This is a genomic window from Rufibacter sp. JT3400010 (assembly GCF_054956755.1).
This window is the reverse complement of the sequence record NZ_JBUDXA010000009.1, coordinates 64,347-88,728: the sequence shown is the minus strand read 5'-3', so window position 1 is coordinate 88,728 and position 24,382 is coordinate 64,347. Positions and strand designations below refer to the sequence as shown.

Genomic DNA, 24,382 nt, shown 5'->3' with positions numbered 1-24,382 from the left:
AGCATCCTTTAAAAGTTTCTGGTATGTCAAAACTTCAATATAGGCCTTAAGATTATCATGGTAAAAAAAGTAGCCCATAGAATCTGGTGTCTTCTTAAAGTCTTTATCATCTAGAATCTCCCTTAGGCTAGAATTTAAATCTGCAATGATGTAAACATAGAAGGGAATGTTTGTGTTGGAAAAATCAATTGCCTTCCCTCTTCTATCAGTCGCCTTATTTTCCTTTATAGTGCGGATATATTGAAGTACTTGATCAACTGGGTTCTTTTTACAGTTGAGGTGCTATAATCATCCCTTTCTGGTCTTTTGAACTCTACCAAAGTAAAGGACTGGTGTGGAGCCTCATCATTAACGAATGCAAAACTGTCATTGAAGATAAGCAGATCAGGCCGATCAGTACTTTCGCTTTCAGTTACTGGAATTCTTTTAAAAGTCTTGTCTGAAGCCAGATAATTATGATAAGCTAATCTTTCGTCAATAAGCCAAAGGTTTTGCTTATCATAAGTTATTTCGTCTGACTCTGTCCTGATTGGAAAGAAGATATTATGTATTGTGTCCTCGCGTTGGAAACTCTCTTCATCTGTTTCCACGCCAATAAACTTTTCCAGTAACTCAATAACAGCTTTGCGGTGAACGATATATTTAGCCAGATTTGCTTTCCCTAAGTCATTGAAGCGTTCAAGGTAGTCATTGTACATACTTAAGTATTCCTCCGTCTTGGTGAAATCCTTGTCTGCATTCAAGACCTCTTCCCCCAATTCCTTCATTGACATTTCAAGTTCATTCTGAACCTTGAACAATTCAACGTCTAGCTTATTACCTTTTAGCTTAGGAGGCATTCTCTTTATAGCATCAGGCCTGTATTTTAGTATTGATCTAAATTGAGGTGCTTCTCTAATAATGTGCTCTTTGTAAGCCTCAAACTTCTCTCCCCTGACGGTGTTTAAATATGGTTCCAGGATACTCTCAATTTTAGCTACTGTATTCTGACGGATAGATGTTAATGTAATCTCCTCTTTACTTTCAGCAACATCACTTTCTTCATTATCGCTCTCAATGCTAAAGCTTATCCTTTCATTATCAACAGCTTCATCTAAGAAAGGACTTGTTATATAACTGTGATAAACGAAAAGGGTACCGTCTTCATCCTTTATGTTCTTTCCCAAGTCTGGCAAATACTTGGTCAAAGTCTCGTGACTTACTTCTCGTTCATTGGCGCAGTAATGAATCTGATGTGTTTTCCTAGTATTAAAGACTCTGAGAAGTGAAACATCAAACGTTTCACCATTTATATCAAAGCACTCTCTTTTGATCGATCCTTTGAAAGTTTCACCGTAGTAATTTTGAAGTAACAGTTCTTCCCCATTAGTATCGATAAGTTTAATGTACGGGCATTTCTCTTGAATGAAGTAAACCAAGAAGTGTTCAACTATCTTTTCGGCGATTTCATTTAAAGATTTGGGACAGTAGCTCTTATACTCCTCTTTATAAATATTAAGTGTAGCTGTAGTTTTACTATTACCGTTTTCAAGTTTGATGTTGTTGTAGCTAACAATTCCTTTATCTATTGCCTTGAACTCAAAACTTCTAAGCCAGACCTCGTCTCCCTCCAAATATGTACTTTCAAATAGAACAGACCTAAAAGCTTTCAAGGATACAAATCTTCCTATTCCTTTGGCACCTTTCTCTATTTTATATTCTGACTCTGCTGTTAGGAATGATTTAAAGTTTCTATTAGTAAAACCTACACCATTATCAGAAACTATAAAAGAAACAATGGGATATCTTTCAATATCATCAAGTTGTCTCAATGTCTCAGCATCACCCTGCCGTAGCAGATTTATCTCTATCATGCCGTAACTTAAATTCCCTTTCTCTTCAATAGCATGAATTGAGTTGCTAATCAGTTCAAATAAAGGCCACAATGCCTTTGCTTTAGGTAATTTTGTATTCCTTACCTTTCTGAGATATTAGTTATAAAATCTTGAATCTCTTCCATTATCGTTAGAATACGAACTTTTATTTACTAACAAATTTAGCAGTATGAAGGCGTTATCCTATTCTGTGAAAATTTTTTTATTAAAAATCAAACTTTAAGTATTAACAGACATTCTCAAGGCTTATATGATAGCCTCAAAACGAACTTACCCCTATTCCTTGCCTCCTTCTAAACCTCCACCCCACCTTTGCGGTAAACACTTCCAAAGAGTTTTTCTTCTCACCAAATCCTTCCGCAAGAAGTGGCACAAAGGCAAATCACGTTTCTCTTCGTTTTTCTGGGGCTGGTGGGTTGCAGCAGTCCGAATCTTCAGACCAGAGGATTAGTTACCCAGAAGGCGATGGTGGTGTCGGCGCACCCGCTGGCTTCGGCCGTGGGGGCCGATATTCTGCGGCGCGGCGGAAATGCCGTGGATGCGGCCGTGGCGGTGCAGTTTGCTTTGGCCGTGGTCTACCCAGACGCCGGGAACATAGGCGGAGGCGGTTTTCTGGTGCTTCGGCAAAAAGACGGCACGTGCATTACCCTGGACTACCGCGAGAAAGCACCCGGTGCCGCCCACCGGGACATGTACCTGAACGGTCAGGGCGAAGTCATTGAAAACCTGAGCTACAAAGGGCACCTGGCGCCGGGCGTTCCCGGCACCGTAGACGGCATGGTGCAGGCGCACGAGAAATATGGTCGGCTCCCCTGGCCGGTGTTGGTGCAACCGGCGGTAAACCTGGCGGCCCAAGGCTTTCCTCTCACCAAAAAAGAGGCAAAAAAGCTGAACCAACAGCGAAAAGACTTCCTCCAATACAACACCGTCCGGCCCGACTTCATCCTCAAAGACCGTTGGCGTGAAGGCGATACCCTCCGGCTGCAAGACCTGGCCCGTACGCTGGAACTGATTCGGGACAAAGGCCGGGCGGGTTTCTACGAAGGCCGAACCGCAGATTTGCTCACTGCCGAGATGAAACGGGGTACCGGTATTATCACCCACGAAGATTTGGCGGCTTACCGCTCCGTCTGGCGAACCCCCATCACCGGACAGGTGGGCGACTACCGCATCATCTCCATGCCTCCCCCGTCCAGCGGCGGCATCGCGTTAATTCAGCTCCTGACCATCTCCCAAGATTACCCTTTAAAAGACTGGGGCTGGAACACGGTCGCCACTTCGCACCTCATGATTGAAGCCGAACGTCGCGTGTACGCCGACCGGTCCCGGCATTTCGGTGATGCCGATTTTTACGAAGTTCCGGTAAAAGGGCTCTTAAACCCAACGTACATCAAGAGCCGCATGAAAGGCTATTCGCCTAAGAAAGCCACCTCCAGCAATGCCGTCTCTCCGGGTACGCCTCCCCTGCCGGAAAGCCACCACACCACCCATTACTCCGTGGTAGACGCTGAGGGCAATGCCGTGTCCGTAACCACTACTTTGAACAGCAGTTTCGGCAGTAAGGTATTTGTGGGCGGAGCCGGATTTCTGCTCAACAACGAGATGGACGATTTCAGCATCAAGCCCGGCTTCCCCAACAGCTACGGCCTGGTGGGCGAAGAAGCCAACGCCATTGCCCCCGGCAAACGCATGCTCAGCTCCATGACCCCCACCATTCTGGAAAAAGACGGAAAGTTGTTCATGGTAGTGGGTGCCATGGGCGGGTCCACCATCATTACCACCGTGTACCAAATCATCCAGAACGTAACCGTACACGGTCACACCATGCAGGGAGCCATCTCGGCGGGTCGGTTCCACCACCAATGGAAACCCAACTGGATTTTGTCTGAATGGGGAGCACTTGGTTTCGGAACTGGTCTGGGTCTTTGGCTCAAAGGCCACAAAATCGCCCCCAAAACCGGAGGCATCGGCCGCGCAGCCGGAATTCTGGTCTTACCCAACGGCCAACTAGAAGGCGGCGCAGACCCCAGGGGGGATGACGCCGCTGCGGGTTTTTAGATGAGAATCTGGAAGATTTTTCAATGTGCCACAATGTAGGGGCAATCCCTGGTGGTTGCCCTTTCCTGTTTCCAAAGAGACTACGCCTCTGCTAGTAGAAATCCTTCCGATAGTAGATTCTCCCCTTGAAGCTCATCCAATACACATGGTTCACACGCATCTCGTCCCCCTTTGAAGGGGGTAGGGGATGACCAAGGCGTTGGAAGAACCATTAGCAACAGCAATAAAACAAATCATAACGATTCTCGGGAATGCGCCATTAGCACGAGTAATCATCCACCTTCGCCCCCTTCAAAGGTAGGGCCGTTAAGTTTTACATTGGAGGCTTAAACTGCGGTAAAGTCCATTGCCTTTCTTGCAGAAATTGAGGCTAACGCCTCACTGAAGTTGCAAACTTCAGCTCATTTTAGGTCCAAGTTGAAAACTTGAACCATATCAATTCTTAGAACTTAACGGCCCTGCCCTTTGAAGGAGGACGGAATTCGTACAAAATCCTGTGGGGTAGGATGGCCTTGAAGGGAGAATCTGAACGTGTGAGGGCAACCACAAGGGATTGCCCTTACTTTTTCACCTGCCTTACGCTAGTGACTGGCTTTCAATTTACCATTTCTATCTGCAAGAGAAGGTTTCTGCTACCGTAGGACAGGTCGCGACCTGTCCGTACATTTCTGGGAAATAGCGCACAATTATCTCCCTCACTAGCAAGGCTTTATTCCTGAAAAATTGTAACTTCCAGTACATTTAAAGGGAAGGAAGATGTTAGTCATGCAAGACCAATGTACCTCCATTGACGAGGTAATTGCTGAATTGGACAAGATCATTCAGCAGTGTATTCAGGCCAATGACCGGGCCGGTTATTTTGCGGTTTTGTACTACTGCGTGACGTGCCGGGTAAAGGAAGGAATTCTCAAGCAGGAGTTTGAGGATAATGCCCGCATGGAGCGCCTGGATGTGCTCTTCGCCAACCGTTATCTGGAGGCGTGGCGCCTTTGGAAAGCCGGGAAAAAGCCAACACTTTCCTGGGAAGTAGCTTTTAAGAATTGTAGCTCTTCAAACGCTATTATTCTGCAACACCTGCTGCTGGGTATGAACGCGCACATTAACCTGGATTTGGGCATTGCCACCGCTAAGACCATGCAAGGCCAGGACATTCAACCTATCTTAAACGACTTCAACCGCATCAATGCCATCCTGAAGGCCATGGTAGACAAAGTGCAGGACAACCTGGGCAAAGTGTCGCCGCTGTTCCGGTTGCTGGATGTGTACGGCAAAAACCATGACGAACTGCTCACCGGCTTCAGTATTCAGGTAGCCCGTGACGGGGCCTGGCGGTTTGCCCATGAACTACACCAAAAGTCAGGGCCTCCTTACCAGGCGTGCCTCCAACTCAGAGACCAGAAAATAGCCGCCCTCGGGAATAGGATTGCATACCCTTTGGGGCAATTTTTGAAAATAACGCTTAGAACCATCAGAACCTCAGAATGGAGACTACCGGCCACCAACATCAGAATGCTTAGGCTTAGCTAACTAAGTAATTGAACATATAAAACACAAATTCTGTCATCCTGAAAGGATCTCGTGGGCGAACTAGAATTGCCATTCATACCTGCTTCTGCCGTTCGCCATCAAGATCATTCCAGATGACAAACAAATAAAGGAAGCTTTCTTTGTGTCTCCGTACTTAGTAAACTAGAACCTTCGGCCAGACAAGCCTACGCTACTTCTTTGGCTCCTAGATCATACGCTTCCTCTTGGGGCTGCTCCAGCCTGAAGAACATTCTGGCGAAGGGAATCAGCATGAGTCCGGCCAGGGCGAAAGCGATGAAGGAGACTTTCAGGCTGAAGGCGTGCGCCAGGTAGCCAATCATGGGCGGCCCTATGAGCATGCCCACAATCCCGAAGGTGGCAATGAGGGAAATGGCAATGCCCGGCGAATAGGTTTTGGACGTTCCGGCCAGCGTATAGGTCATAGGAATGACGGATGCCGTGCCAAAACCCACCAGCGAAAACCCGAGCATGGCCGGCCAGAAAGTAGGGAACAGAATGGCTAAGCTGATGCCCGAAAAAATGAAGACGCCGCTGAGCATGTAGGTGGTGGCCATGCCAATCTTGTCAATGATAAGATCAGACATAAACCGCGAGAGCGCCATGAACGTCATAAACGTGAGATACCCCACCGTGAACACGTCTTCCTTCACTACCTCCTGGAAGTAAATTCCGCTCCAGTCAAACATACCCCCTTCACAAACGGCGGCAAAGAACACCAGCAGCCCCAGGTACAGAATAAACGGATCAGGCTTTTTGAAGGAAAGTTTACTGCCCGAGGCCGACTGGTCGTTGCGCAACAGGTACTGGAAAGAATACAACGTGACCAAAACACTAATCACCGACACCGTGAGCAAGTGCGGCACCATGGGTACATTCATAGAAATCAACAGGGTGGTGAAGCCCACGCCCAGAATACCGCCGGTGCTCCAGAGTCCGTGAAAAGAACCGTTTATTTTCTTATCAAATTGTTTCTGGAGGGTGATGGCCTGGGTATTCACCGAGATGTTGAAGATGCGCATGCTCAAAGAGAACAGAAACAACACCAATGACAACATGACCGGCGTAGAAGCAAACGCAATCAGGGACAAAGCAACGGAATTCAGCAGAAAACCCACCGACAGCGGAATTCGGGTCTCGAACCTAGAAACCAACCACCCAGACAAGGGCACCCCAATCAAGGAAGAAACCGGCATGGTGAGCAGAATGGTCCCTAACTCGGCTTCATTGAGGTGTAACGCTTGTTTGATGGTAGGAATTCTGGAAGCCCAACTGGAAAAATTAAACCCCGATAAGAAAAAGAAGACACTCAGGAAGATCCTTTGCTTTTGTAGTAACTGCATTGTACAAAGTTGAGGGCGCAAAGATGCGCTATTTTATTTCAGCACAGGTATAACCGCAGGGATTCGCCTATGCTAACTCACAAAAAAATGATAAAAAGAGGTACGCATTTAAGTGCCCGATGGGTATAGATCTGGCGGTTCATTCCGGACGGTGATGGTTTCAATAGGCCGCAAGGCGCGGGTGCTGTCCAGGAAGATAAAGGCATCGTACCGCTTGGGCATGACTGAGGGCACGTAATTGCCCAGGTGCTCCAATTTAGGATTATACACCACGCCAATGGCCCGGTGTCCCACGGGTCTATTTAACACCTTGTTATCCCTTATGTCCTTAGACAGGATAATCTTATTGATAGGACTTAACTGATGCAATATCTGTTCCCAACTGCCTTGCGTGGCCGGTGGCACCGCAATGGTCTTGATGGGCGCCCCCCAACCGCCGGCCGCAATCACGGTGCCCCGGTGAGACCCGAAACCCACCACAAAGACATTCTCTTCGCCGTATTCCTTGCGTACTAATTGCCCCACGTTCACCTCGCCGCTGCTGGCCATGTCGGTGTAGCGGGCGTCGCCTACGTGGGTGTTGTGTTCCCAGACAATGGCTTTGGCCGCTGGCCCATGAAAGTCGAGGAGGCGTTTGAGGGTCTGTGCCATGTGGTGGTCGCGGATGTTCCAGGACTCGGTGTTGCTGCTGGCGGCGGCCCGGTAGTACCGTTCTCCGTTGAGGGCTACCAACACGTTCTGCTCGGCCACGAACTGGGCCTCGGTCTGCTGGGTGCCTTCGGCTGGTTTTTGCTGCTGAATTTCTTTCCAGAGACGGTTGGTTTCTGCCCGACAATTGGCCGAAGCATTGGCTACCGCGTTCGCGTATTCCATGGCATCAGATGAGAACGGTTGGAAGCACTGGTGTACTCCCCTCGCGGCTTTGGTTAAATCTGCGTTGTTTTTGACATAAGGCATGAGCTCGGTCATCGACTCCCACAAACAGTACACGTCCAGTCCGTAGAAGCCTACTTTCTCAGTGGCTGGTTTGTTTTGGTTGTAGTCGTTGAGCCAAGTCACCAGCGAGGCTATTTCATAGTTGCCCCACATCCAGGTAGGCCAGCGGTTGTACTGTTCCAACAGTTGCACGGCCGCTAGGCTGTCTTTCCGGGGTCCTTTGATGAAGTTGTTGACGCGGTAAGAATCGGCCCACTCCCCTTCCACGGCCATAAAGTCGAAGCCCTTTTCCTGCATGAGCCGCTTGGTGATGGCGGCCCGCCACAGATAATATTCTGAAGTTCCGTGCGAGGCTTCGCCCAGTAACACAACCCGGGCATCGCCGATTTCCTGCAGGAGAATGTCCAAATCCCGTTCATTTCTGAGCGGATAATTGGGAATGGTGAGTTTGACAGCCTTGTTGTTTCGCTGCGCTACGGGCTGCGCCGAAGCCTTTTGTCCGGCACTTTGCGGCGGGGCCTCTTTACAGCCTATGTTCAGAAAACAAAGCAAAAACAGAAACCAACACTCCCGCACTTGTCTTTTCCACTTCTTCATACCGCACGTCCGTTTTTAGTGGTTTTTCTGGCTTTTAGGGCAACACTGCTCAGAAGCAACCAGGCCATTTCTCTGGAGAAAGCCCTGGCTGCCTACTGGTATCAGGTGAATTGAAGATTTACAGAGTTCCGGGGGTGGTAGCGCCAGACGTTCCGGTTGTTCCCCCCAGGTGATCACTAGACGGGCGGTACTCATCAGTTGCGCTTCCGGTGTTGGAAGTGGCATCGCTCTGGCCCACTACTCCGGTACCGTAAATGTCAGAACCAGCCGTGCTGCCGTAACCGCCGCTGATACTTCCGCTGGTTTCGGACCGGTTGTCAATGGTGATGCTTTCTGAACTTACCGGGGCGTTGGCAGGGCTTTCGTTCGTCATATCTGGGGTGCTGCCGTATACTCCCGGGGTACCGCTCAAAGTGCCGGTGGTGTAATCGGCGGCTACCGGATACGTGGCGGGCGTAGAAGCGGGTCTTTTAGAGTAAGGGAAACTGAATGTAGCCCCTTTCTTTTGCTGCATCAGGTAATATGCAATGCCCCCGAACAGCGCCACGCCACCCAGAACCGCCAGGGCTTTTCCGGTGCCTTTTCCTGAATCTTCGGGCAACCAGCCGCCATTCACTTTGTTCCAGTTGGTCATGGGTTCGTATAAATTACCCTGGAACGGACGCGAAGGTTTGCTCTTGAAATGGTTGTGGGCAATCATTTTCTGCATGTACTTGTCAAACAGCAAGGCCGGCGACACCATGCGTTGGAACCGCATCATGCGGCTCATGTTTCCTACCTGCACCTGCTCCTGTGGCTTTTTGGTGAGCTTATAGATGGCTTTGGCTACCCGTTTGGCCGGAATCACCGGGTCTGGCGCTTTGATGGCCTGCCCCATGTAGTTACCGGCGTGCTGGAAAATAGGGGTGTCAATTACCGCGGGCAGTACGCAGCACACATGGATGTCTTCTTCATCGGCGAGTTCCTGGCTTAAGCTGATGCTCATGCCGCGCACCGCAAACTTGCTCATGGTATACGGAATGGAGAACGGTTGCCCCACCAGTGCCGCCATAGATGACACGTTAATGAGCGTACCATAGCCCTGCGCGCGGAACTGCCGGACGGCGGCCCGGGCCCCGTAGATGTAGCCAAACATATTGACCTCCATCAACTGCCGGATATCTTCCGTAGGGATTTCCTCAAAATGCCCGAACAAACCTACGGCGGCATTGTTCACCCACACGTCAAATCCGCCAAAGGTAGACTGCGCATGGAAAGCCAGGGCGTTGACGTCTTCTTCCTTGGAAACATCCGTCGGGACGGCCACGGCATTTCCGCCCAGGCGGTTGCATTCTTCTACTACTTCGTCTAAACCAGCCCCAAAACGCGCGGCCAGCACCAACTCATACCCTTTGCGGGCGAACTCAAACGCGGTGGCCCGCCCAATTCCACTGGATGCTCCTGTGATCACTGCTATCATATACCTATCAAATTCAATTGGTTAACTTCTGCTAAAGGGTACGCCCCTAAAGCGGTTTTGTTAACAGAGAACCATGATTTAAGTATTTCCCGCAGACCAATCCCATTTCTCCTACGGGCAGGAAACGTTTAGAGGCTGTTTTCCTGAAAAGAGGCAAAAAGGATTTGAAGGCAGGACGTGAGCCGTCTGGGTTTAAGCCCGCTTTTCTGAAAACAAGGCTTAAACCGGGGCCCAGAATGTAAAGCACAAGGTAAGGTTACAGCTTCTTCTTCTGGTATTGGATGTCGCCGCTCAGGAGTTCATGCTTGAAGATATTGTCATGGATGACTCTCGCCTGCTTTCCGGCTTCCTCGGCTTTCTGGTAAAACAAACTGGCCACGTCTTGCTGCTTTGCCTCCTGAAAGTGATCGCCCATGTGCTCCAGCAGCATCTTGGTTTCCTCCAGGCCACGCATACCCTGATACAGCATACTTTCCACCGATTCGGTGACCTCGGCGAGCAGGGAACTGATGGTGTAGGCGTGGCCCGTATGGCACCGGAACCTGATGAGGTTGCCCTCAATCAACTGCGTTAAGGCGCCGTGACAATCTGGGCAGGTAAAGGCCGTGAGGCTCCCTTTGTCAATGATGCCCATCTCAAACGCGTTGTCTTGCCGCGCAATGGTAATCTCAATCTTGATCTTCTCCAGGTCATTAGTAGACACTTTCGGCGCAGCCGGAGCTTCTTCCGTGGTCAGGCGCGCCAGCAACGTCGAAAGCTCGGCCAGCGGAATCACGTGGTCTGCGTCTACAAACTCCAGGGCGTTTGCAGGCATGTCGGGAAAAGGGGCGTCTAAGGGGTCCTGCACAATGGTCATGCCGCCCAGACGCTGCACAGTCCATAAGCCCGAGGTGCCGTCGTCCAGATACCCGGTGAGCACCACGCCAATGACGCGCGGCCCGTGCACATACGCCGCCGACCGGAAAAGGGCATCTATAGACGGCCGAAACTTGTTTTCCTTGGGTCCTCTGGTCACCAGCACCTTGTCGCCTTCCAGCAGCAGATGGTGGTCTGGCGGAGCCAGGTAGATAAACCCTGGTTTGTATTTCTCGCCATTCTGGGGGTATTTGGCCTTCAACCGCGACACTCTGGAAATAAGATCTGGCAGAATGCTGTGCGTATGCGGCGCCACATGCTGCACCACAAAGATGGGAGCCGGAAAATCGGCGGGTAAACTTTTGGAGAACTCCAGCAAGGCCGTCACGCCTCCCGCCGAAGACCCAATGACCACAATGTCCCGTTTTGACGCTCTTTTGGTGATTTTAGCATTACTTGACATGGCCGTAGGTTAAGGTACAGTCTATGGCAGCCAGAACTTTACATTTCTGCGCTTTTTACCATAGTATAGATACTATGTTTACTTCAAACATCTGGCTGGGGTTATCCTCCTGCATAATCATTCACGCAGCACCTCCCAGTATTGCTGATTGTTTTGCTTGCTGAGGGCTCTGATTTCCTACAGGGGTTTGTTTCCCTTGTTACTGCGCTTTAAAAGCAGCGTCTCTCTCACTCGCGTTCCCGGCGCGTGAAGGAAAGTACTAGACGAAGACTGTCACCTTCAGGCTCGCTAAAAACCAAAAACAATTTCTAAGTGCAATTGAGCCCCTGAATCTGTAGTTTTGGGCACGAAATTGAAACCGGGAGGCTGGGCCGCATTGGAAGAGAAAGAGAAACACGCCGCCGAGCGCAACGGAATTAACCTACAGAATGAACGCTCCCTGCACGCGGGCCTGAAACAGTGGTATGCGCAGCCGCAAGATAGATTTGAAGTACCGGTAGACGGATTTGTGATTGACCTGGTGCGCGGCCCGCAGTTAGTAGAGATACAGACGCGTAATTTCTCGGCTATCAGGACCAAACTGCAGACCTTGCTAAAGAAACATCCCGTGCATTTGCTGCACCCTATTACCTATGAGAAATGGGTGGTGCAGGTAGACGGCAAAGGAACCTCGGTGCTTTCGCGCCGCAAGTCTACCTACCGAGGCGCGTTAACCGACCTCTTTGAGGAACTGGTGCGTATTCCGGAGTTGGTGAAGCATCCCAATTTCACGCTGGAGTTTCCCATCATCAGGGAAGAGGAAGTGCGTTGCCGCGACGGGAAAGGCAGCAAGCACCGCAAAAAAGTGAGCATCAAAGACCGGAAACTGCTGGAAGTCCTCAGTACCCATCGGTTCTCCCACCCCACTGATTTTCTACAATTCCTGCCCACTAACCTCCCTCAACCCTTTTCCAACCGCGACCTGGAAGCAGTCTTGCAACTGCCGCTGCACCGGTGCCGACAGATCACCTACTGCCTTCGTAAAATGGAAGCTATTCACCTGGCCGGCAAGAAGGGGAACGAGTTGCTGTTCCTGGTAACCCCTAAAGAAGCAGAAAACGGCTGCTTCGCGGATGAGGACGAATCCGTTTCGTAAGAAGACGACGTTACAGGGTAACGTCGCTACAGACCAACAATGTAGCCTCGTTACCATGTAACGAGGTACGCATGCAGAGAAATAGTTATATAACTTGATTTGTTGCGTTGTTTTACCTCTTGTTTTCAGAAATAAAGGCCTAAACCACAGGGCTAGTGACAAGATGGGCACGTAGATAGAAAAGTACTCGCCTTACCCAACCCGGCGTATGTTCCTCTTTGGCTTTCCTTTCCTGAAAATAACCGCTTGCGGGTGCATAACAGTCTGGCTTTTTGCCGTATGCATCATATTGTCTAACTGTAAAGAAGCCAGCCAGATGACTATTCCTAGAGACAACTACAGCACCGGCCGCCTTTCGGTAAAATTCGGGGAACCTACCGCCGGGAAGGAGCCCATGGTAGGTCTGCAACCCTTGGGTCTGGACGCCAGCAAAGACGGGTTGCTTTACGTACCCAAAGGGTATAATGCCGCTAAACCTGCTGCCCTGGCGGTTATGCTGCACGGCTCCGGCGGAAACCCAGAGCAAGGCATGTGGCTGCTCCAGCGCTACGCCGATGCAAATAACCTCATCCTCATTGCCCCAGCGTCGCGCAAATACACCTGGGATGTGATTGTCAGTGACTCCTTCGGGCCAGATGTGATCTTCTTAGACCAGGCCATGACCCAGGTATTGGAAACCTACGCCATTGATCCTACACACATAGCCATAGGTGGTTTTTCTGACGGGGCCTCGTACGCGTTGTGCCTGGGGTTAACCAACGGCGACCTGTTCACGCACCTGATTGCCTTCTCACCGGGTTTCTCGTTCACCCGTGAAAAACATGGCTCGCCAGAGGTGTTCATTTCGCATGGAGTAAACGATGGCGTGCTGCCCATTGATCCCTGCGGCCGGCAGGTCAACCATGATTTGCAACGCCAGGGCTTACCCGTCAACTACCTGGAATTTGACGGTGAACACGAGATTCCGGACTCCATTTCCCAAAGTGCGGTAGCGTGGTTCTTGAAAGAGCAATAGCGTTAACCTTTGGCAAGCTTCTACGTTTTAGCTTTTACTATCCCCCTCACTGTTCAACTTTCATTGCGCTTGGTTCAAGTTTTCATAGTACAGTTGTGCCCTGTCATCAAGGTTTTATCTAAAACTTTGGAAGAACTGCTGTGCTTCACCAATAAATATAATTTGTCTGAACTTGAGATGACTTCCAATAGAGCTTTATTACACTACTTAGCAAATCTAACCCAAAAGAACATAGACGCATTCAATCAGAATAGTCATATTTTCAAGCCACCTTACCCAAAAACCGCAAATAATAGCACCACTTGCCACTATCCCTAAGACAACCGCGCCAATATGAAAGGGGAATATTTTGAACAAAATAAGTACGACGCGGCGCAGAAGGGATTACATGATTCTGCTTTCTAGTTGCAATGTACTAAGAACGAGCATTCTGACGTTCAAATAAAAGCTACCCGACTTTTTAGCGGGGCAAGTACTTGCCCGCACCCATTCCTTTCCTGGATCAGAGCAAAATATTATTTTTTTGGAATATTTATTCAACTAGATGCAGTTACATTTTTCAGGCTGAAAACGGCTTTTTTGTGGTTCTAGTGAAGTTAGCCCAGAAAACTTGTCTTTTACGGAAGCCAGGAAAAAGGGGCTGATTCCTTCTCTATTTCTTTTGCATTTAAGAATCTCAATATTTTATCAGATATTGTTTATAGTTGGCAGGAGCAATACTCTCAACTTGACTATATATCAGAAGATAAAATAAGAATATACTTATACCCATACTAACTTATATGAGTACCAAGGCTCAAATAAAAATAGGAGAAAACGATAAAGACAGGGACATCACGACCTGCGGAGTCATTATGCCAATCTCAGCTATAGACGGTTTACCCGCTGAGCATTGGGTAGAAGTATTTTCCATTGTGCAGGATGTCATCAAAGATGCTGGGTTTGAACCGTCTCTGGTGAGCAATGCAGATGAGGCAGGCATTATTCACAAGCGGAACGTTCATAGCATCTACACCAATCCTATCATTGTTTTTGATGTAAGCGCCAAAAACCCTAAAGTGATGTTTGAACTAGGCCTGCGTCTGGCTCTGGACAAACCCACTATCATTATCAAAGATGACGTGACCGACTATAACTTTGATGCCTCGCCTATCAAACCCATCACCTATCCTAGAGACCTGCGGTTTACTCCCATTGTGGCTTTCAAGAAAGAACTCAGAAGTAAAATTGAGTCCACTTACAGAACCTATGAAGAGAACCCAGAAGCAGTGACTTTTTTCAAAGAGCTAGGGGAAGACAAAAGCGAAAAGGTATCTTCCAAGGAAATCACGGCTGACAAAATTATCCTTGACTCCCTTGAGAAACTGACAGAAGAAGTGAAGACCATCAAAAACAACATCCGCAAGGAGGCTTCCGGTGGCAGGACTGGCGCACAGGCCAACATTGCCGTCAATAACTTCACCGACATTTTCCTGAGACCCGAAAACCTGGAGATTTTTGTCAACTCCAAAATTGACCAGTTCGTGAAGGTGTCTGGCTTAAAAAACCGTACCGAAATAGGAAAACAACTACTTCAGCACAAGGTGTTTGAATTCATTGCCAGTAGCAATCCAGAGTTAGAGAACGATGTCATTGAACGCCTGATTCTGGAAGTAATAAACCGCCAGATTAAAACCAGCAACTAGCCCCCGGTTGTTAAAACAAAAAGTCAAAAGCACTCCCCCTGCTTTTGACTGAATAAAGAAAAACCAAAGCACTCCCCCCTCCGCTTTCGGTTTAGGAGCGTACCACTAGATTCATTTTCATACCTCAGGGCAACCAACCACCAGCTTTTGAGTGGCAGGCACCATGCTGTTCTACAAAAGGAACTTGACCTTCTTCGGAAACTTGGAGCCGAAAGATGCACAGCTACACCTTTTCTATACCGAGGAAGTAACTTCCGCGCCTCCTTGGCCTGCCGGGGAACAGGCCAAGGAGGCGGGGTTGATGTTATTTACTGGATCGAAACTTGTTTAAATAGAAGCTTGTCTATACGATCTCGTTCAAGCCATGAGACAGGAAGAAAAGAAACCAGACTTTTTATAACAATCCTTTAAAGAAAGGCTCCAGTTCAGCGGCCATTACGCCATGTTCGGCCACGCTGGGGTGCCCCGAGCAACCCGTAGCCTGCATGGGTCTGAAGAAATGGAGCGCCACAGGCCTAGTCGATGGATACGCTGCGTCAATCTCTTTCTTTATCGCCGTGAGGCAATGTTCCAATGTCTGCTTTTTGGGTCCGTTCAGCATAGGGCTACTGAGCAAGGCAATTCTGGCTTGCGGGTACTTCGCTTTCACGTTTTTCACAAAGCTGATGTAGCTTGACACAAAACGAGCACTGTCAAAAGGAAGCCTGGGAGTTTTACCGTCACCGTCGCTGAAATCATTAGTCCCCAAGGCGATACTAACAATCTGCGGCGAGAACTTACCGAAAACCCATGGCTGGGCCGTTTTAGCCTGAAAATCTATTTTCTCATACACATCGGGCAAGGTGGGCCCGTTGCTGTTCCAGTTCCTGTAGGCTCCATAGCCACTCACACTGCTCAAAATAAAATCAGCGTTTACCGCCCGGGCCACCCGAGGACCATAGGCCATATAAGCGTTGTGCTGGTCGTGGTACTCGCCAGTACCGCAGGGTACATCTGACGGATCTGCCGCTGCACCACACGTAATGCTATTCCCAATAAACTCTATCAAAGGTGCCGTCGGTTTGGGGAGCGCCTTCACGTTAGGCGCCAGAATCTTTTGAATCACCAACGCACCGGTATGGGCTTCGGTGGTTTTGTACAGCCAAACCATATGCTTCCCCGCCGAAGGAGCCGTAATCAACACTGTATCTTGCTGCCCGTCTATTCTGACCCGTTTCTGATAAACACCATCTACTTCATACTGCAGGTAACTGTGGGCACCCGCATAAGCCGCCGAGGCTATGATACGCGCCTCCGTCCCCTCAAACCTAAAACCCGCATGCGCCGCCGAACTGATCAACTCCAAATGCTGGTCCTTGTTCACCAAGTATCTTCCTACCGGCTGCATCGCACTTGCGGGCAACTCTTCAGGTGTTTGATTTGCTAAAGTATTTCTGAATGAAGTACAGCCCACGTAAAAGGCACAAAGTGAGGCGGCAAGGAATGTGTATGGAATTTTCATGAGGCAAGGCGAAGGATTGTTCTTACAAGAATAAAGATATTACGCTAGTTTTCCATACCTCATTCTGATTCAAACTTTCCACTCTACCAAGTGGGCCGCATTCCTCAAACAAGCCCCCTCAAGTTTAAGGCTTACTTTCATGAAAACGGACCCAAAACGCTCCAGTAAGTTTTCTGGGTCTTTCTTGATGTCTGGTGTGATCCTGAAGGTAATGGTTACCCTGTAAAGAGCAGGGACTTTATGGAGTTCGCAAACGTTTTTGAGGCTCACGCCTCACGGAAGTTTCAAACTTCCGGGCATGATAGGTCCAAGTCACAGACTTGAACCATGGTTACTAGTTGGAATGCGTGAGAACCGGCAGGTGTAAACATCCCCCTTCGCCCCTTCAAAGGGGGAGTCTCTGCTCTAGAGGGCAGAAGTCCATCCGCTACTTTCCCCTTTCCAGTCTTTCCCGAGCGCGCCTCGCTTTTGGCCCTGGAAAGGCAAAACTAAGCGCAAAAGTCAACTCAGGCCGAAAGGGCAGTGCGTGAGGGGAAGACGGGGCCTCGCGGCCGTGAGCGCATGGAGGGAAACCATGAAACAACAAAGCATAAGGGCACCGCATCCACCAGCCGCCACGCCAGCAGCAGGCAAAAGGCACTCCCTAACAAAACGCAAACCAAATCCACCACCATCCACCTGCAAACTACACACTCAATACAAGTGAAAATCTACCTTTCCAAGCAAAGAAAACCTGCGGTAACTACCATCCTACCACCAGACAAATACTGTTATTTTGGTTTTCGTCACTTTTTCAAGGTAGTTGGTCAACAAAGAAGCACCCCTTTTCCGTAAGGGGCGTTTAGAAAGGGACCCGGCTGCCAGAGAAGGAACGTTGAGTGGCTGCAAACAGGACGCAGAACGCAGCAACTGCAAAGATTCAACTTACATGGCCAACCTGCCACATGCAACAGCAAGGGCCCTAGCACCTCAAGTACAGAAAGGCGGGCATGACGGGCAGCCAACCACCGCTCGTTTTGCCCATAAAGTGGTTTACCTCTTACTAACTAACGTTTTTAGACCTACAGATATGGATGCAGCTTTGCGCCAGAACCAGACAAGTGAAGTATTCAGCAATTATCAGATTCCGCCGCAGTTTTTAGATGAGGTTTTCCGGGCACCCGGACAGGTTCATCCGCATTACGAGGCGGTGTATCAGCAGTTTCTGGAGTTTTCCAAAGACGAATTCAAAGAACTGAATGAGCATGCCAAGATGTCCTTCTTCAACCAGGGCATCACGTTCTCAGTGTACTCAGACAAAGCCAAAGGGGTAGAGCGTATTTTCCCGTTCGATTTGTTTCCCCGCATTATTCCGGCCGCCGAGTGGGCCCGTGTGGAGGAAGGCATTTTGCAGCGGTGCGTGGCCATGAACCTGTTCATCCAGGACATCTACTCAGACCAGCACATCCTCAGAGACAAAGTAGTGCCCGCCGAGCTCATCTTCTCGTCTAAGAACTACCTCAAGGCCATGCTGGACATTAAACCAGTGGGCGGCATCTACAATCACATCTCTGGCACCGACCTGATCAAGCACTCAGACGGCGAGTACTACGTGCTGGAAGACAACCTGCGGTGCCCCTCGGGCATCAGCTACGTGCTGTCTAACCGTGTGGCCATGAAACGCACCTTGTTCCAGATGTTCCGGCAGTTCAATGTGCATACTGTGCAGGAATATCCGCAGGAATTACTGGCCACCATGCAGTCAGTGGCGCCTAACGGCATTGATGCCCCAACCTGCGTGGTGCTTACGCCGGGCGTGTACAACTCGGCCTACTTTGAACACGCGTTCCTGGCCCTCACCATGGGCGTGCCGCTGGTAGAAGGCCGCGACCTGTACGTAGACAAGAACTTCGTGTACATGAAGACCATCAACGGCCCTAAGCGCGTGGACGTGGTGTACCGCCGCCTAGACGATGACTTCCTGGACCCCATGGCGTTCAGGCCAGACTCCATGTTGGGCGTGCCCGGTATCATGGCCGCTTACAAAAAAGGCAACGTAAACCTCATCAATGCGCCGGGTACGGGCTTCGCCGATGACAAAGCGGTCTACACCTATGTGCCCGACATCATCAAATACTACCTGCAACAGGAGCCCATTCTCAACAACGTGCACACCTACCGCTGCGAGAAAGACGACGACTTCAAATACGTACTGGAGAACATGGACAAGCTGGTGATTAAACCGGTAGACGAAAGCGGCGGGTACGGTATCTTAATCGGGAGCAAGGCTTCTAAGGAAGAGTTGAGCGAGTTCAAGAACCTCGTGACGGAGAACCGGCGCAAATACATTGCCCAGCCCATCATGAACCTGTCCATGCACGCCACCTTCATTGAAGGCGATGACCAGTTTGAGCCTCGGCACGTAGACCTCCGTTCGTTCACGCTTTTGGGAAAAGACCGCCAATTCGTGCTTAAAGGAGGATTATCGCGCGTGGCCCTGAAAAAAGGCAGCCTGATTGTAAACTCTTCCCAAGGCGGAGGTTCCAAAGACACCTGGGTCATGGCCGATGATGGCGCGGGCATGTCCATGAAACAAAGCGGCTCCATGGAACAAAGCATGACCATGAACGGCGAAACCATGACCATGGGTCCGCAGGCCATGTCTATTGGCACGCAGGGCAGCATGTCTATGGGCAATTCTGGTACCGAATAATAGCAGAAAGAAAAGGGATCAGACTTGTCCCCCTTTGAAGGGGGACGATCAAAAAAGTATCACCACAAATAAATCTCCTGACTCAGAACTCAGGACTCAAGACTCAGAACTACACTACATATGCTTTCACGAATAGGAAATAGCTTGTTTTGGATGGGGCGCTACATTGAGAGAGCCGAACACATTGCCCGGTATACGCGGGTGCATTATGTATCTTCCGTAGATGCGCCGCTGGGACAGAACCGGGATTTGATTCTGGAATCTATTCTGGACATGGCCGGCAGCAAAGACGCCTACTTTGGGGTGCATGAAAAGCTGGAAGACGACAAAGTCATCGATTTTATCTCCATTTCAGAATCCAACCTATTTTCCATTGTCAGTTACATAGGCCGCATACGGGAGAATGCCCGCGGCTCCCGCGATAGTATTTCCATAGAACTTTGGGAAGCCATTAACCGCTTTTACCATAAGGTAAATGAACTGATGACTTCTGAGATGCCCGCGGAAGAAATTGAGTACTTCGCCCGCCGCATTGAAGAGAATAGCTACATTACCAAAGGCTACATAGAAAACACGCTGCTGCACAATGATGTCTGGATGCTCATCTCATTGGGCATGCACCTGGAACGCGCCATCCAGGTCATCAGGATTCTGCAGACCAAGCTAGACGACATTGAAAAGTTTGACACCTTAAAGCAGGGCAGCGCGCTGGAGAACTACCAGTGGAGCACCACGCTCAAGAGCACCGAGGCGTTTGACATGTTCATGCGCTGCCACAAAACCAGCCCTACCCGCACCCATGTGTTAGATTTTTTACTTTTAGATACCCAATTTCCTAAGTCAGTTGCGTATAGCCTTAAATGGGTGAGAGAATGCATTGAAGGAATCTCTTTTCAGCAGGAAGAAACCAAGAAAGAATCACTAGAGTTTATGGCCGGGAAACTGGCCTGTAGGTTCCAATACCTCAACATAGAGGAAGTAGATGACAGAGCTTCCCAGTTCCTGAAAAGAACCCTTGATGACGTGTATGAGCTTGCCTATTTGTTAGACGTTAAATATTTAAAATATAATTGATGGCCGCTTAGGCCTTGCCTGTATGAAGACAGAATACGAAGTGGTGTACCGCACCCATAACACGTATGCCGAAAACGTAAGGGAGGCCTTCTTTTCTTTCCTGATTCTGCCTTGTCAGAATGAGAGCCAGGTGGTACGTAACGTGACCATGACCAACTCCCTGGACGCCGAGGTTTTTCAGCATACCAACCCCTTTGGTTTTGAGGTGACCAACTTGCACAGCGTAGAGCCTTTCAACGACTTCCAATTTGAGATGCGGGCCATTGTGGAGAAAACCGTCATGCCTTTTCCTCTGGAAGACACCTTGCCGGTAGAAGAAGAGCAACGCCTGCTGCAGGACCATACCTTTTACCTGGAAAACCACTTGTACCTGGGCTTTGACACCTACACCCGCATCAAGGAAGAATACCGCTCCAAACTGCTCATGCGCCAACCTGAACAAGGCGTGTATGAGTACCTGCAGCAACTGAACAGTTTCATCAATGACCTGCTGGAGTTTGACCCCGAGCCGACGCACGTGTGCACCACGGCAAACGAAGTGCTAAAGCTGGGCCGGGGTGTTTGCCAGGACTACACGCACATCTTCATAGGCATTGCCCGGCTCAACAAGATCCCATGCCGGTACGTATCGGGGTACCTGAACCAGGGTTTGGAACTGGCGGGTTCGGCGGTGATGCACGCCTGGGCCGAGGCTTACATTCCAGGGTTTGGGTGGCAGGGGTTCGACCCCACCAACAATTTGCTCGCCGATGCGCACTATATCAAAGCAGCCCACGGGTCAGATTACGCAGATTGTAGCCCCATCAAAGGTACCCTCAGAACCAACGGCAAGCAGAAGACCCATTATGGAGTACAGGTTACGCCCCTGCAAGGCGCTGAGAACATCCCGGAACCCATGCACACCAGCGTACAAGCCTGACAAGCAGCAGTCAGTACTTTACCCGCGTAAAGCAGCAGATTTACAAAAACAAGCAGGAAACTGCTAACAACCAGACACATGAAGACATTTCACTGCACTTGCGGTAACAAGCTATTTTTTGAGAACTCCTTCTGCGTGAACTGCAACCGAGAAGTGGGTTGGTGCCCGGTTTGTGAGGGCATGCACGCCATGGAACTGGACGGCAAAGGCGGCTACGTGTGTACCAACCCCCAGTGCCAGGCACACGTGGTCAAATGCTTCAACTATTCGGCGCACAACGTGTGTAACCGCATGGTGGAGTCCCCGCAAGACATAGCCCGTAACTTCCAGCAGTTGTGCAACTACTGTCAGTACACCGAAACTATCCCTGATCTCTCTGTGGAGGGCAACGCCCAGAAATGGTACGACCTGGAAGTAGCCAAACGCCGCTTGCTGTACCTGCTAGATGAACTGGGCCTGCCCTACGGCACCAAAGCCCAAAACTTTGAACTGCCCCTTTCCTTTGACTTTAAAGAAGATGTAGAGGCTTCTCCTGTCCTGGGCTGGATAGGGCTGGAAAAAGGCGAAAAAGTATTTACCGGCCACGCCGATGGCAAAATCACCATCAACCTCAGTGAAGCCGACCCGGTGGAACGCGAGCGCCTGCGGGTGGCCTTCGGGGAAACCCAGCGCACCCTCATCGGGCACTTCCGGCATGAGGTAGGGCATTACTACTGGCAGTTGCTGGTACAGGGCAAAGACGAGGAAGCGTACAAAGCCGTGTTCGGGGACCATGAGAACCCTACGTATTCTGAGGCCATGGACCAGTATTACAAAAACGGCCCCAAAGCCAACTGGCAAAACAGCTACATCAGCGCGTACGCCACCATGCACTCCTGGGAAGACTTCGCCGAAACCTGGGGTACCTACCTGGACATGATGGCCGTCCTGGACACCGCCGACAACCACGACCTCCTGGAACTGCCCAGCGATGACTTGGTAGACACCCAGCTAGAAGACATGCTGGCCCGCTACGCCGATCTCAGCCTGAAAGTAAACGAAGTGAACCGCTCCCTGGGCCTCCCAGACATCCTCCCCGAAACTTTCTCTGAACCGGTCATAGGAAAGCTCACCTACATTCACCGCTTGATTCAACGGAACAGAAGGGGATAGATAAGTACATACGAAAAGGGGCTGTTTTCTTAAAAACAGCCCCTTTTCGTCTATGTTCATTTCTGCCGCAAGTTTGAGCGCAGCGGTAACTTGTGGTGGGCATTGAAGCCAGTTTGTAACTGGCGTGATACTATACCTGGTCATGTGTTTCGCCAGTTACAAACTGGCTATTATTTCTACTCCAAGTTACCGCTTCGCTCAAACTTGAAGTATTCTTTTTCTACACAAAATACTCTCTTGCTGTTTAAGGGCTGTTTTCAAGAAAACAGCCCTTAAACAGCACTATTCTTTTCCGTTAGTATAGGGAATGGTATTCCGGAGGCTTTCTATCCGTTCTGGCGTGAAGCGGGGTAACTGCAGGTCATTGGTTTCGCGCCAGCGTTTCACCTTCTCATGCGTGGCCTGGGCTTTCTCCTCTGCTATTCCACTATCACGGCCCATGAACAAGGTCTGGGTTGGGTACGCAAAGCCGGTGCCGCTGGTATCCAAAACATCCATCATGCGCAGCAGCAAGTCTTCCTGAATCTCCAGAAACTCATTGAAATCATTGGTCAGGACATAGGAGAAGATTTCCAGGTTATAGGAAAAATCCCCAACTCCCACAAACCGCACCCGCGCCGACTCTGGATCAATCTTGGGGTGGGCATAGAGAATAGACCGAAGCTCTACTAGCAAAAACCTGATCTGGTCTGGCGTGGTATCGGCGCGTATGCCAAAGGTGGGGTGAAACCAGATGCGGTCGCGGTGGGTGTAGTTTTCAATGCGCTGCGAAGAGAAATCACCGTTAGGAATGGTTACCACCGTGCGATCATTGGTTCTGATACGGGTAGAACGCATGCCAATAGACTCCACGGTGCCCACCGTATCGCCCACCTTGCAAAAGTCCCCTACCCTGATGGGCTGATCTGCAATCAGCGTCACGCTGCCCACAAAGTTCTCCACGGTTTTCTGCGCCCCCAGCGCCAGCGCGATACCACCAATACCCAGGGCCGCCAAGCCAGTAGTCACATCAAATCCCAACATGCCCAGGAAGGCAATGATCCCGAAAACGATGATCGCAATTTTGGCTCCTCTCCTCAAAAACAGCACCGCCGACAAAGCCGCCTGGTTGCGTTTGCGGGTCAAACGCCGCTCCAGGTACTGAGACATCACCTCAATCAGCCGCCACAAAAGCAACAGGAACACCAGCAAACCCAAAAGCACCGTCAGCTGACTGAACTGCTGGCGCACAATAATGGAGATGCCCACGCGCTGCGTAGTCCCAATGAACAGCCACAAGGCCAGGTACAGTTGAATAGGCAAAGTGAACGCGTGGATAATGCCTTCAATGTGCTCTTCGGCGGCCCTGCGCCAGCTCCGCCGCAAGATGAACACCAACAGTCTAATGAAAATCCAGGCCGCCGTGTACGCCAGCACCGCAATCAGCAGCATAAAAAACCACTGCCCCACCGGTACGCCGTTCCATTTGGTTTCAACGGCGGCGCGAGGCATCACTTTGTTGGCCAGTGGTTTGTCGGCTTCCTCAATAATCTCGGGAATGCGCTGCACCGTCTGCGAAGAAATCAACCAGATAGGTCCACCCTCCGGATCTTCCAGTTTTTCCAGAAACAAGTCAAATTCTTCGCCATTGGCCGTGGCCGATCCTATGCGATCCAGATTTGGCCCCAGGTTGTCATCTTCCCGGCCCGTATAGGTGTCGTTTATGAGGGTGTAAGGAATAATCTCCCCGCCCTGGTCTAACAGGCGTTGCAAGGCATGCGCCAGCTTGGCCCCGTCCTGTTGCTGCTGCAAGGTGCTGTCCAGGTTCAGATACAGAGCGGCTTTCTCATAATCTTCTTTGGCCAAGGCCGAAATAAAGCCCTGCACGGCTCCACGGGGCGTACGCCTGCCCAACGAATCAGCGGCCCATTCGGGCAGCACTTCCGCCACCGCAGAGTCTGCTGCCGGGGCAACTTGCGCCTGCGCCGGAACACCGGTACAAAGGGTCAGCAGCAGCCCCAGACACACCACGAAACGGTTTGTTTTTGAGGTTTTTTTATGAAAAGAAGGGTAGAAACGGAAGAACAAGGAATGCATCAT

16 protein-coding genes are annotated in these 24,382 nt (G+C 50.1%); 9 read left to right on the top strand and 7 right to left on the bottom strand.

All coding sequences use genetic code 11. From position 1 onward, the window contains the following. Positions 1 to 224 precede the first annotated feature (224 nt). A complete protein-coding gene (locus ACY0JR_RS10940; RefSeq protein WP_462634125.1) occupies positions 225 to 1,853 on the bottom strand; it encodes an ATP-binding protein in 1,629 nt (542 codons plus the stop codon). Between the two features lie 387 nt (positions 1,854 to 2,240). On the opposite strand from ACY0JR_RS10940, the gene ggt reads away from it, so the two are divergent. Then, on the top strand, positions 2,241 to 3,932 hold the full coding sequence (ggt, locus tag ACY0JR_RS10935; protein ID WP_462634124.1) for a gamma-glutamyltransferase: 1,692 nt from the start codon (positions 2,241 to 2,243) through the stop codon (positions 3,930 to 3,932). A gap of 765 nt (positions 3,933 to 4,697) precedes the next feature. Then, positions 4,698 to 5,459, top strand: coding sequence for a DUF5995 family protein (locus tag ACY0JR_RS10930; protein WP_462634123.1), 762 nt, complete (start codon positions 4,698 to 4,700; stop codon positions 5,457 to 5,459). 185 nt (positions 5,460 to 5,644) lie between these two features. Here the strand turns inward: ACY0JR_RS10930 and ACY0JR_RS10925 are convergent, their stop codons facing one another. From ACY0JR_RS10925 to ACY0JR_RS10910, 4 genes are all read right to left on the bottom strand, one after another. Then, positions 5,645 to 6,820, bottom strand: a complete 1,176-nt coding sequence (locus ACY0JR_RS10925; RefSeq protein ID WP_462634122.1) for an MFS transporter — start codon at positions 6,818 to 6,820, stop codon at positions 5,645 to 5,647. A 108-nt stretch (positions 6,821 to 6,928) separates the two neighbouring features. After that, entirely contained in the window at positions 6,929 to 8,353 is a 1,425-nt protein-coding gene (locus ACY0JR_RS10920) for an erythromycin esterase family protein (protein ID WP_462634121.1), read from the bottom strand. A gap of 118 nt (positions 8,354 to 8,471) precedes the next feature. Further along, entirely contained in the window at positions 8,472 to 9,812 is a 1,341-nt protein-coding gene (locus tag ACY0JR_RS10915) for an SDR family oxidoreductase (RefSeq protein ID WP_462634120.1), read from the bottom strand. Positions 9,813 to 10,068: 256 nt separating this feature from the next. After that, positions 10,069 to 11,130 (bottom strand): chemotaxis protein CheB, encoded by a 1,062-nt coding sequence (locus ACY0JR_RS10910; protein WP_462634119.1) that lies wholly within the window; start codon positions 11,128 to 11,130, stop codon positions 10,069 to 10,071. 340 nt (positions 11,131 to 11,470) lie between these two features. On the opposite strand from ACY0JR_RS10910, the gene ACY0JR_RS10905 reads away from it, so the two are divergent. From ACY0JR_RS10905 to ACY0JR_RS10895, 3 genes are all read left to right on the top strand, one after another. Next, positions 11,471 to 12,265 (top strand): hypothetical protein, encoded by a 795-nt coding sequence (locus tag ACY0JR_RS10905; RefSeq protein ID WP_462634118.1) that lies wholly within the window; start codon positions 11,471 to 11,473, stop codon positions 12,263 to 12,265. Between the two features lie 316 nt (positions 12,266 to 12,581). Continuing rightward, positions 12,582 to 13,280 (top strand): alpha/beta hydrolase, encoded by a 699-nt coding sequence (locus tag ACY0JR_RS10900; protein WP_462634117.1) that lies wholly within the window; start codon positions 12,582 to 12,584, stop codon positions 13,278 to 13,280. 782 nt (positions 13,281 to 14,062) lie between these two features. Then, entirely contained in the window at positions 14,063 to 14,965 is a 903-nt protein-coding gene (locus tag ACY0JR_RS10895) for a hypothetical protein (RefSeq protein WP_462634116.1), read from the top strand. A 394-nt stretch (positions 14,966 to 15,359) separates the two neighbouring features. On the opposite strand, the gene ACY0JR_RS10890 is transcribed toward ACY0JR_RS10895, so the two are convergent. Continuing rightward, positions 15,360 to 16,367, bottom strand: coding sequence for an SGNH/GDSL hydrolase family protein (locus ACY0JR_RS10890; RefSeq protein ID WP_462634115.1), 1,008 nt, complete (start codon positions 16,365 to 16,367; stop codon positions 15,360 to 15,362). Positions 16,368 to 17,535: 1,168 nt separating this feature from the next. On the opposite strand from ACY0JR_RS10890, the gene ACY0JR_RS10885 reads away from it, so the two are divergent. From ACY0JR_RS10885 to ACY0JR_RS10870, 4 genes are all read left to right on the top strand, one after another. After that, positions 17,536 to 19,158 carry a circularly permuted type 2 ATP-grasp protein gene (locus tag ACY0JR_RS10885; protein WP_462634114.1) on the top strand — a complete coding sequence of 541 codons (1,623 nt, stop codon included), beginning with the start codon at positions 17,536 to 17,538 and terminating at the stop codon, positions 19,156 to 19,158. 120 nt (positions 19,159 to 19,278) lie between these two features. Further along, positions 19,279 to 20,232: an alpha-E domain-containing protein gene (locus ACY0JR_RS10880; protein ID WP_462634113.1), complete on the top strand. Its 954-nt coding sequence runs from the start codon at positions 19,279 to 19,281 to the stop codon at positions 20,230 to 20,232. A 22-nt stretch (positions 20,233 to 20,254) separates the two neighbouring features. Continuing rightward, entirely contained in the window at positions 20,255 to 21,151 is an 897-nt protein-coding gene (locus ACY0JR_RS10875; RefSeq protein ID WP_462634112.1) for a transglutaminase domain-containing protein, read from the top strand. Between the two features lie 78 nt (positions 21,152 to 21,229). Beyond that, the gene (locus tag ACY0JR_RS10870) at positions 21,230 to 22,303 is read left to right on the top strand and encodes a zinc-binding metallopeptidase family protein (RefSeq protein WP_462634111.1); all 1,074 of its coding nucleotides are present in this window, start codon (positions 21,230 to 21,232) and stop codon (positions 22,301 to 22,303) included. A 282-nt stretch (positions 22,304 to 22,585) separates the two neighbouring features. On the opposite strand, the gene ACY0JR_RS10865 is transcribed toward ACY0JR_RS10870, so the two are convergent. After that, positions 22,586 to 24,382: a mechanosensitive ion channel family protein gene (locus ACY0JR_RS10865; protein ID WP_462634110.1), complete on the bottom strand. Its 1,797-nt coding sequence runs from the start codon at positions 24,380 to 24,382 to the stop codon at positions 22,586 to 22,588.